The organism is Streptomyces calidiresistens (genome assembly GCF_014141525.1).
GTDB classification, from domain to species: Bacteria; Actinomycetota; Actinomycetes; order Streptomycetales; family Streptomycetaceae; genus Streptomyces; species Streptomyces calidiresistens.
On record NZ_VKHS01000140.1, the window covers coordinates 1 to 9,124 of the forward strand.

Consider the following 9,124-nt stretch of genomic DNA (forward strand, 5'->3'; position numbering starts at 1 on the left):
TCTTATACAGACCTGGAACACCTTCGCCGCGCCGCCCCCGCCCCCGCGGCGCCGGGGACGCGGCGCCCTCCTCGCGGCCGTCCTCGCCGTCGCCCTCCTCGCCGGCGGCATCGGCGGCGGCCTGGGCTACCTGATCGCCGACCGCAACGCCGGGGACACCTCGGGACGCGGCACCGCGCCCGCCGTCACCGAGTCCAGCCAGCGGGTGGAGCGCGCCCCCGACTCGGTCGCGGCCATCGCCGAGGCGGCGCTGCCCAGCGTGGTCACCATCCAGGCCGAGGGCGACCGCGAGGGCGGCACCGGCACCGGCTTCGTCTACGACGAAGAGGGCCACATCATGACCAACAACCACGTCGTCGCCACCGCCGGCGGCAACGGCTCCCTCACCGCCACCTTCTCCGACGGCCAAACCTACGAGGCCGAGCTGGTCGGCGGCGCGCAGGGCTACGACATCGCCGTGCTGCGCCTGGTCGGCGCCGAGGACCGGGACCTGACCCCGCTGCCGCTGGGCGACTCCGACGAGGTGATCGTCGGCGACACCACCGTCGCCATCGGCGCCCCCTACGGGCTCTCCGGCACCGTCACCACCGGCATCATCAGCGCCAAGAACCGTCCCGTCGCCTCCAGCGACGGCATGGGCGGCCGGGCCTCCTACCTCAGCGCGTTGCAGACCGACGCCTCCATCAACCCCGGCAACTCGGGCGGGCCGCTGCTGGACTCCAACGGCGCCGTGATCGGCGTCAACTCCGCCATCCAGTCCACCTCCGGGGGCCTCGGACAGACCGCCGGCAGCATCGGCCTGGGCTTCGCCATCCCGGTCAACCAGGCCCGGCGCGTGGCGCAGGACCTGATCGAGACCGGCGACCCGGTGTACGCGGTCATCGGCATCTCCGTCGACATGACCGAGAGCGGCACCAACGGCGCCCGGATCGTCACCGACGCGCCCGCCGACTCCGCCGTCGTGCCGGGCGGGCCCGCCGCCGAGGCCGGGCTGGAGCCGGGCGACACCATCGTCCGTTTCGGCGACCGGGTGATCGACAGCGGTCCCACCCTGATCAGTGAGATCTGGACCTACGAGCCCGGTGACACGGTCGAGCTGACCTACGTGCGCGGCGGCTCCGAGGAGACGGTGGAGATCACCCTCGACTCCCGCGTCGGCGACCAGGACTGACCCCGGGCCGGGCCGGGCCGCCGGTCCCCGGTCGTCCCGGATGACGTTCCCGTCCCCGTGCCCGCTCCGGCGGCCACGGGGACGGCGTGCGTCCGGGGCCCCCGGGGCCGGTCAGTCGGCTCCGGGGGCCACCGGCTCGCGCAGCATCGCCATCGGGGCCGCTACGCGCGAGCCCTCGACGATCGGGCCGTCCCCGAAACCGTGACGCCGGTAGAGGCGACGGTTGCGCTCGTTGGACGAGACCAAATAGCACGGCAGGCCCTCGCGATCGGCGCGCTCCAACCCGTGGGCCAGGAGGGCACCGCCCACGCCCCGCCCGCGCCCCGCCGCGGCGACCCCGAGCTCGTCCAGGTACCAGTGCTCGCGCCGGGGCCGGTGACGGGCCATGCCCCGCAGCAGGGGAAGAACGGTCACCACCCCCCGGGGCCCCATGGCGCGCAGCAGGGCACCGGACTCGCGGAGGGTGGCCCGCCCCTCTCCGGGGATTCGCCCCGGTCCCTCCCAGACCGCCACCCCGACGACGCCCCGGTTCGGGAGTTCGGCGAGGTCCACCGCGCCGTGGCGCAGGACGCCCCGACGCATCAGGGCGGCGAAGAGCCGGGTCAGGCGCGCGCGTCGGTTCGAGTTCCCCGGCACGAGGGAGCACAGGAGCGGGTCGTCCTCGAACGCCTCGCCCAGGACCGCGCTCGCCACCGCGATGTCCCCCTCGCCGGCCCGCCTGATCCGCACCATGGCTCTCCTCCGCTCCGAACGCCGCACGGTCACCGTCGCAGTTTTGGCCGTGTGGCCAAAACTGCGACGCGGCTAGCCTACTCCCATGGCGAGCAGGCGAGAGACCTCCCCGGTGCGCGAACACCGGCCCATCGCACAACGACGCGCCCAACTGCTGACGGCGGCGGCGGAGGTGATGCGCGAACAGGGCGTGGCCGCCGCCACCACGCGCGCCATCGCCGAACGCGCCGGGCTTCCGCACGGCTCGGTCCACTACTGCTTCGGCACCAAGACGGCCCTGCTGCGCGCCGTGGTGCAGAGCGAGGTCGATCGCTCGGTCGAACGCGCCTGGCGCCGCGCGGCCGGGTCGACCGACCTGGAGGGCGTGCTCCGCGGCGTCCTGGAGGCGCAGTTGGACAGCGTGCGCGAGGACCCGGGGCACCACGCCATGCTCGACGAACTCATCGCCCTGGCCCGCCGCGACCCCGCGCTGGCCGACCTGCCCGGTTGGGAGCACGAGCGGTACGTGAGCGCCGCCACCGACCTGATCTCGGAGCTCCCCACCACCATCGGCCTCGATCTCGCCCGCCCCGCGCGGGAGATCGCCACCATGATCATGGTCCTGGCCGCCGGCCTGAGCGACCTGTGGACGGCCACGGAGAACCGGTCGGAACTGGACCGGGCCCTGGACGACTGCGTGCGGGGCCTGGCGGCCCGCCTGTCCCGACCCGCCTGACCCGAACCCGTACCCGGGCCCGGACGGTGGGCGGGGTGCGCCGCACGCGACACCCCGGTGTCGCGTCCGCCGGTGGCCGGGACCCCGCCCGGCGCCGGGCCGCCGAGCCCGGGAGCACGGGACGGCACCCCCTTCGACAGGGGGGAGTCCGCCCCCGGGAGTACGAGGGGCGCCCGACCGGGCGGGCCCCGGTGCGTCGGGGCGACTCCGGAGTCGACGGAGCCGGCGCGCACCACGGGCGCCTCCCGGCGACCACGGCCGGTAGGCTGTAGCCGCCCCGCCCCCGGTGGCGGGCGCGGGGAGGCTTGCCCGAGCGGCCTAAGGGAACGGTCTTGAAAACCGTCGTGAGGTAACCCCTCACCGTGGGTTCAAATCCCACAGCCTCCGCCCCGTACGGCCCCTGACCTGCACCTGCGGTCCGGGGCCGTCCCCGTTCCGGCCCTCCGCCGATCCCCCCTCGTCCCCGTGGTTCCCCGCCCGATGGGGCACGCGAGGGGCACGGCAGGCCATCGACACACCCATCTCTGAGTGCGGCAGTCTGATGGGAGACAGCAAGCGATGGCACTGCAAGAGAAATTGCGGGAAATTTGTATCAAAAGTCGCAAGTTCCCCAGGGGTGGGCATAACTGCTCCAGTGCCGCAGATTATCCGCGAAAACCCAGGTCGCGCGGTGGGACTCTTGTCGTTCCCAGGTGCCATCCGTCACCGTTGGCCAACCTCGCACGGCCCACGGGCGGTTCAGGGGTGAATGCCTCAACTGAGCAAACTAATCTCTCTGGCCACATCTCTGTAAAATCGACACATTGGCGACTGGTTGGTAAGGCACTAAGCTGAGGATCGAGGGGGATCTTAAAATGTGGGAGCAGTTCGTTGTCAAGGTGGCTTCGTCAGGTGTCGGAAGGTTCTTTTCGCTCTTCGCGAAGCGCATCGAAAAGCGAAGCCTGGAAGAGGACCAACGTCGTGCCCGTGAGCACAGGCAGGAGCTTGCCACTGCCAAGCGAGTAGAAGCCGAACGATTGGAAGTCCGAACCTTCTGTGATGCGGCGATCCGAGCACTGTATGCCGCAGTCAATGAAGAGAAGCGCCTGAAGTGGAATATTTACGATAGCATCGATGACTCGGTGTTTACCTGGGAAGAAAACGGCACGCGCTACACAGATCCCGCCCTCTATGTGAAGGCTATCGAAATCAAGGAAGCAAGGGTCGAACGGGCGTATCAGAAGGCCCTCAAGCCTGCGCGTACAGCATTGACGGACCTGTCGCCTTACATGAAAGGTAACATTGTCCTATCGTCCAGCCCTTCCAGTTACGAGTTGGAAAAGGCCATCGAGGCAGTCAAGCAGTGCCGCGAACAGTACAACTGACCGCCGCCTCGCCCAGCGAGCCTGTCGGTTCCCCGTGGAGCGAGCGCCGTCCCTGGGATGACGTGACGCGTGAGGTCGGAGGAGCGGGTTTGGCCGGTGGCCTGCCCGGTTCGGGGTCGAGCATGGCCAGGGGGCCGTACGCTGGTTGGCAACTCGGGCAGGCTTTGGACCTGCCCGCAATGTGCACGAGTGGCCCCCTGGTCTTGTTCGACGCGGGACCCGGACCGGGAAGGTGGCTAAAGCCGTGGAGCCGACCGCCCCGGCCACGACGGTGCCCTCTTGAACCTCAACCGGCCTGTTCGCTGCTGGTGCGCGGTCGGCGACCGCCGGGCCGGAGCGGGGCGGAGACAGGAGCGGCGGCCCGGGCGGGGAGCCGGGCCGCGCGCGGCGAGCGGGAGCGAGCCGCCTTGATGACGTAGGGAAAGTTGTTACGCGCCATCTCGTTGTTCGGCTTCGATGGCGTGGATGGTGGCTTGGGCTGCTGTGATGGCCTGGGTGAGGGGGTCGAGGATGTCCCGGTGGGCGGTTGTGATCAGCTCGGTGGTGTCGGGGTAGGCGGCCGGGCTGGTGGGGGTCCAGAAGCCGTGCGTGCCGTGGTCGGCCACCTCCTCACAAGCGCGCAGGATTTCGTTGACGGCTGCGGTGATCTTGTAGCGGTGATGCTCTTCGATCTCCGCCGCTCGATCGTTCCCGGTCTCGTCTTCGTTGGGCGAGTTCATGGGGTGACTTGGGTGCGGGGGATGAACAGACGGGCTGTGGGGAGTGCGGCGAGTTGGTAGCGGGTGGTGCCGTCACGGATGGTGTGGGTGTAGATCCCTCCGGCCGCCAAAGTAGCCAAGGCGTATTCGTGCTCGGTCGTGTCGTTGAGCCAAGCGTGGACCGGGGTTCGGGGGCCGGGGTCGAGCTGGTCGGCGATGTGTCCGGCGCGGCCGTGTAACCACTTCATCGCCAGACGGGGTGTGGGGGCGTGGTAGCTGCCCAACCGATGCTCGCGGTGGTCTCCGGTGGTGTGGGCGGAGACCTCGCACCAGTAGTGGCCCGTCCCCGGTGGTGCTTCTGCTCGTGGAAGTCTCAGCACGATCCGGCCTCGGTGGCGGTGAGTTCGGCGGTGATGGTGTGGCCGAGCCGGCCCCGGTGGATGTGCAGGCGGTGGGAGAAGTCCTGCACCAGCGCCAACCCCCGACCCCCGGTCGCCTCCTCCCCCACCTCACACGGCATGGGCACGCGGTCCGTTCCGCCGGCGTCGGTGACCGCGACCGTCAGCAATTCCTTTGTGCGACTGATGACCAGCCGGAACCCGAGCCGGGCACTGTCGGTGTGCCGGATGGCATTGGCGGTCAACTCCGTGACGATCAACGCCGCGTCGTCGCGTCGGGGGTCCTCGGCCAATACGTCGCGGGTGAAACGGCGGGCGCGGCCGACCTCTTCGAGAAGTCCGGGGCAGGTCAGTTCCCAGACGCGGACTCTGCTCGTATACTCGTGCATACAAGTTCCTTTGCGCTGGTGGGCGGTGTGAACCGAAACGAAGTGCTAGACGAGTCGCACGCCGTCGTGGGCGCGCACGGCAGGCGGGGTGTGGTGATCCATGGCGTCGAGCACGCGGATCGCGTACGCCTCGTCCGCCATCCCGCGCACCTCTTCACGGGTGACCCAGCGCAGTGCCCGGGTCTCCTCGCCGGTGGTCGGAACGCCGTCGATCGCCTCGCACCGGAAGACCATCGAGACGATCAGTCCGACCATGTTCTTGTAGACCCCCGTGAGGGCGGCGTCGGGGGAGATCTTGATGCCGGTCTCCTCCAGCACCTCGCGAACGAGTGCGTCGGTGATCGTCTCGCCGGGTTCGACCACGCCGCCGGGCGGCTCCCAGTGACCGTTGTCGCGCCGCTTGATCAGCAGGGCGCGTCCGGCGTCATCGATGATGACCCCGGCGACGCTCACGGAATGGGGACGCTCGACGGTGCTCACGGTGCTTGGAATCCCTTCCGGTGGCTAGGCTGCCCACCGTAGCAATCCCATATGGCTTCTCGTCTAGATATCCGTAGGAGTTCCCGTGACCTCTTCCCCGTCCGCCCTGCTCGGCGCCCTGGACCCGACAAGTGATCGAGCGGTGTTCCGACAGATCGCCGATCACCTGCGCGAAGCCATCGACAAGGGCCGTTTCACCGAAGGTGCCAAGCTGCCCTCGGAAGCGGAGTTGGTCGAGCACTACGGCGTCTCCCGGATGACCGTGCGCAACGCCATCTCCATCCTCCAGGGTGAGGGTCTGGTCCACGCCGAGCACGGCAAGGGCGTCTACGTCCGCCCCCGACCCCCGGTGCGGCGCCTGGCCTCCGACCGCTTCGCCCGACGCCACCGCGAGCAGGGGAAGTCCGCGTTCACCGTGGAGGCCGAAGCCGCGGGGAGCCGCCCGGAGGTCGATCAACTGGAGGTGCGCGAGGAGCGCCCGAGTCAGGACATCGCCGCGCGGCTGGGCGGGGCCCGCAAGGTCCTGGTCCGCCGTCGCCGCTACCTCCTCGATGGCCGGCCGGTGGAGTTCGCCTCCTCCTACCTGCCGTTGGACCTGGCGCGCAACACCCCCATCGCCCAGCCCAACCCCGGTCCCGGCGGCATCTACGCCCGGCTGGAGGAGTTGGGACACCGCCTGGAGCGCTTCGAGGAAGAGGTGCGTGCCCGGATGCCCGCCCCGGCCGAGGTGAAGACGCTGCGCCTGGCCGCCGGTGTGCCGGTGATCCACCTGATCCGCACCGCCTACGACACCGAGGGCCGGGCGGTGGAGGTCTGCGACACCGTGATGGCGGCCGACGCCTACGTGCTGGCCTACCAACTCCCCGCCATCTGAGGGCAGTCCCCGGCGGTCCGCCCCGGCGGACTCGTACACCACAGCACAGCTACTCGTATAGACGAGTGGGGGAGTGGTGTGGCACAGTGGAACGCGCCAACAGTTCGAAGGCATCACCCCGTTGCATCTCGTCTAGACGACTAGGTGTTGGGGTGGTGCCGCTTCTCCCGAGGAGACGTTCCGTGCGTTCCATCCGTGTCGAGACCTCGTCCGCGACGATCCTGCTCACTGAGGCCCCCACTCCCAAGGTTCGCGACCGCCAGACGGGCGAGATCGCCAAGGACGCCACCAGCGGTGAGGCGCTGATGAAGGTCGGCGTCGTCTACATCGAGGACGGTGAGTCCTCCCTCTTCCACGTCACCGTGCCGGAGAGCGGCGTCTCGGAAGGGCTGGTGCCCGGCTCCCCGGTCGCCCTCCCCGGCCTGGTCGCCCGGCCGTGGGAGTCGGTGTTCAACGGCCGGGAGCGGCACGGCATCGCCTTCCGGGCCGCCGCCGTCACCCCGGCCGCCTTCCCCGCCGCGATGGGGGCCTGAGCGATGACCGACCCGATACCCTTGCTGGGGCTCCTGCTCCTGGTCGCGGTGCCCGCGCTGCTGCTGGGGCCGGTGCGTCGCCGGCATCCCTCGGTGTTCTGGGCCCTGGTCGGCCTGCCGTTCTCCACCTTCCGCCTGCTGGCCTCCTACGGCTCGGTGATGGAGGCGTGCGGGCTGACCGTCCCGCCCTCCCGTTGGCGGGCCGGCCTCATCCTGGCCACCACCCGGCGGGAGGTGCGGCCGGTCCCGCCCCGCCGGGGGATGTTGCGGCCCACTCCCACCGGTCTGCGGGTCCGGCTGCGGCTGGCACCGGGGCAGGAATCGGCGGACGTGGCGGCTGCGGTTGAACGCCTGCGCCACGCCTGGGGCGTGCACGCCGTCCACGTCGCCGAGCTGCGCCCCGGCCGCGTGGAACTGCGCCTGGTCGGCTTCGACGTGCTGCGCGATGTGCGGATGCCGCGTCGCTGCGGCGGCTCCTTCCTCCGGGTCCCGGTCGCGCTGCGGGAGGACGGCACCGCCCTGCTGCGGGACTACCGCGCCGTTCCCCATCAACTGACCCTGGGCGCCACCCTGTCGGGGAAGTCGATGTACCTGCGGCACCTGGTCGCCGGCCTGGCCGGGCAACCCGTCGCGCTGCTGGGCATCGACTGCAAACAGGGTGTGGAGCTGGCGCCCTTCGCGTCCCGGCTCTCCGCGCTGGCCACCGACCCGGAACAGGCGGCCCGACTGCTGCCGGTCCTGGTGCGGATCATGGAGGAGCGCTACGACCTGATCCGCGCCCGACAGGGCCTGCCGTTCGACGCCCCGGAACACACCATCACCTCGGACGTGTGGGGGCTTCCCGCCGCCGAACGCCCGGTGCCCATCGTGCTGTTCGTGGACGAGGTGGCCGAACTCTTCCTCACCGCCACCCGCAAGGACGAGGAACGGCGGGATGAGATGGTCACCCATCTCATCCGCCTCGCCCAACTCGGCCGCGCCGCCGGCATCTTCCTGGAGGTCTGCGGGCAGAGGTTCGGCGCCGAACTCGGCAAGGGCGCCACCATGCTCCGCGCGCAGTTGACCGGCCGGGTCTGCCACCGCGTCAACGACGAGGCATCCGCCAAGATGGCGCTCGGCGACATCGCCCCCGAAGCGGTCGCCGCCGCCTGCTCGATCCCACCCGAGCGGCCCGGGCTGGCCGTGGTCGGCGACACCTCCGGCGGCTGGTCCCGCATCCGCACGCCGTACCTCTCCCTCGACGCCGCCGCCCGGTGCCGGGAGAACGCCGGCCTCGTGCCGGAGCTCCCGGCCCTCGCCCCCTTCCGGCCCCTCGTCGCTCCTTCCCCCGCTCCGGTGTCCCTCGCCAAGGCGACGGACTGACCTGCACTCGCCCTTCCTTCCCCGACCCCCGGAAAGGAGCGTTCCTCCGTGCGCGCCCACAGGCTCCGGATCGACGCGGTGTTGATCCAAGCGGTGATCGCCGCCGCGCTGTCCTTCGCCCACATCCACGACCTCGCGGCCGCCGCCGGACAGGACGGCTGGAAGGCGTGGGCCTACCCGATCAGTGTCGATCTGCTGTTGGTCGCCGCCTGGCACCGACTGCGCTCGGGCACCGCCAGGGGGGCCGGATGGTGCTGGTTCCTCATCGCCCTCGCGGCCTCCCTGGGCGCCAACATCGCCACGGCCGGGCTCCTGGACCTGGACGACGTTCCCGTCTGGCTGCGCATCCTCGTCGCCGGCTGGCCCGCCGTCGCCTTCCTCGGCGGCACCCTCCTGGCCCACGCGCCC

Annotated in this window: 13 protein-coding genes and 1 tRNA gene; 8 read left to right on the forward strand and 6 right to left on the reverse strand. The window is 70.6% G+C overall.

Translation table 11 applies throughout. The features are described 5' to 3' along the window. The coding region (locus FOE67_RS08705) for a S1C family serine protease (RefSeq protein WP_182662184.1) at positions 1–1,171 on the forward strand (1,171 nt) is incomplete at its 5' end. A gap of 111 nt (positions 1,172–1,282) precedes the next feature. Here the strand turns inward: FOE67_RS08705 and FOE67_RS08710 are convergent. Beyond that, complete coding sequence (locus FOE67_RS08710) at positions 1,283–1,903, reverse strand: GNAT family N-acetyltransferase (protein ID WP_182662186.1); 621 nt, start codon at positions 1,901–1,903, stop codon at positions 1,283–1,285. A gap of 85 nt (positions 1,904–1,988) precedes the next feature. Between FOE67_RS08710 and FOE67_RS08715 the strand changes: the two genes are divergently transcribed. The 3 genes from FOE67_RS08715 (at position 1,989) to FOE67_RS08725 (ending at position 3,982) form a co-directional block, all read left to right on the forward strand. Further along, the gene (locus tag FOE67_RS08715) at positions 1,989–2,618 is read left to right on the forward strand and encodes a TetR/AcrR family transcriptional regulator (protein ID WP_182662188.1); all 630 of its coding nucleotides are present in this window, start codon (positions 1,989–1,991) and stop codon (positions 2,616–2,618) included. A gap of 299 nt (positions 2,619–2,917) precedes the next feature. Continuing rightward, a tRNA-Ser gene (locus FOE67_RS08720) sits at positions 2,918–3,005 on the forward strand. Positions 3,006–3,472: 467 nt separating this feature from the next. Beyond that, the gene (locus FOE67_RS08725; protein WP_182662190.1) at positions 3,473–3,982 is read left to right on the forward strand and encodes a hypothetical protein; all 510 of its coding nucleotides are present in this window, start codon (positions 3,473–3,475) and stop codon (positions 3,980–3,982) included. 286 nt (positions 3,983–4,268) lie between these two features. Here the strand turns inward: FOE67_RS08725 and FOE67_RS08730 are convergent, their stop codons facing one another. From FOE67_RS08730 to FOE67_RS08750, 5 genes are read right to left on the reverse strand one after another with little or no spacing between them, the layout of a single operon-like run. Further along, the gene (locus FOE67_RS08730) at positions 4,269–4,421 is read right to left on the reverse strand and encodes a hypothetical protein (RefSeq protein WP_182662192.1); all 153 of its coding nucleotides are present in this window, start codon (positions 4,419–4,421) and stop codon (positions 4,269–4,271) included. Next, on the reverse strand, positions 4,411–4,701 hold the full coding sequence (locus FOE67_RS08735) for a hypothetical protein (RefSeq protein WP_182662194.1): 291 nt from the start codon (positions 4,699–4,701) through the stop codon (positions 4,411–4,413). The genes FOE67_RS08730 and FOE67_RS08735 overlap by 11 nt, the downstream gene beginning before the upstream one ends. Continuing rightward, positions 4,698–5,060 (reverse strand): hypothetical protein, encoded by a 363-nt coding sequence (locus FOE67_RS08740; protein ID WP_182662196.1) that lies wholly within the window; start codon positions 5,058–5,060, stop codon positions 4,698–4,700. The genes FOE67_RS08735 and FOE67_RS08740 overlap by 4 nt, the downstream gene beginning before the upstream one ends. Next, the gene (locus tag FOE67_RS08745; RefSeq protein ID WP_182662198.1) at positions 5,054–5,467 is read right to left on the reverse strand and encodes an ATP-binding protein; all 414 of its coding nucleotides are present in this window, start codon (positions 5,465–5,467) and stop codon (positions 5,054–5,056) included. Before FOE67_RS08745 ends, FOE67_RS08740 begins: the two co-directional genes overlap by 7 nt. A 45-nt stretch (positions 5,468–5,512) precedes the next feature. Continuing rightward, positions 5,513–5,920: an NUDIX hydrolase gene (locus FOE67_RS08750; RefSeq protein ID WP_182662209.1), complete on the reverse strand. Its 408-nt coding sequence runs from the start codon at positions 5,918–5,920 to the stop codon at positions 5,513–5,515. A 112-nt stretch (positions 5,921–6,032) separates the two neighbouring features. Here FOE67_RS08750 and FOE67_RS08755 point away from each other — a divergent pair, with 112 nt between their 5' ends. The 4 genes from FOE67_RS08755 to FOE67_RS08770 form a co-directional block, all read left to right on the forward strand. Next, a complete protein-coding gene (locus FOE67_RS08755; protein WP_182662200.1) occupies positions 6,033–6,821 on the forward strand; it encodes a GntR family transcriptional regulator in 789 nt (262 codons plus the stop codon). Positions 6,822–7,003: 182 nt separating this feature from the next. Next, the gene (locus FOE67_RS08760; protein ID WP_182662202.1) at positions 7,004–7,354 is read left to right on the forward strand and encodes an SCO3933 family regulatory protein; all 351 of its coding nucleotides are present in this window, start codon (positions 7,004–7,006) and stop codon (positions 7,352–7,354) included. Between the two features lie 3 nt (positions 7,355–7,357). Next, positions 7,358–8,716: an FtsK/SpoIIIE domain-containing protein gene (locus FOE67_RS08765; RefSeq protein ID WP_182662205.1), complete on the forward strand. Its 1,359-nt coding sequence runs from the start codon at positions 7,358–7,360 to the stop codon at positions 8,714–8,716. 48 nt (positions 8,717–8,764) lie between these two features. Beyond that, positions 8,765–9,124, forward strand: a 360-nt coding sequence (locus tag FOE67_RS08770) for a DUF2637 domain-containing protein (RefSeq protein ID WP_182662207.1), incomplete at its 3' end; no start/stop codon positions are given.

Coding starts and splice junctions, on each gene's coding strand:
- FOE67_RS08710 (WP_182662186.1), bottom strand. CDS start 1,903: ATGGTGCGGATCAGGCGGGCCGGCGAGGGGGACATCGCGGTGGCGAGC.
- FOE67_RS08715 (WP_182662188.1), top strand. CDS start 1,989: ATGGCGAGCAGGCGAGAGACCTCCCCGGTGCGCGAACACCGGCCCATC.
- FOE67_RS08725 (WP_182662190.1), top strand. CDS start 3,473: ATGTGGGAGCAGTTCGTTGTCAAGGTGGCTTCGTCAGGTGTCGGAAGG.
- FOE67_RS08730 (WP_182662192.1), bottom strand. CDS start 4,421: ATGGCGCGTAACAACTTTCCCTACGTCATCAAGGCGGCTCGCTCCCGC.
- FOE67_RS08735 (WP_182662194.1), bottom strand. CDS start 4,701: ATGAACTCGCCCAACGAAGACGAGACCGGGAACGATCGAGCGGCGGAG.
- FOE67_RS08745 (WP_182662198.1), bottom strand. CDS start 5,467: ATGCACGAGTATACGAGCAGAGTCCGCGTCTGGGAACTGACCTGCCCC.
- FOE67_RS08765 (WP_182662205.1), top strand. CDS start 7,358: ATGACCGACCCGATACCCTTGCTGGGGCTCCTGCTCCTGGTCGCGGTG.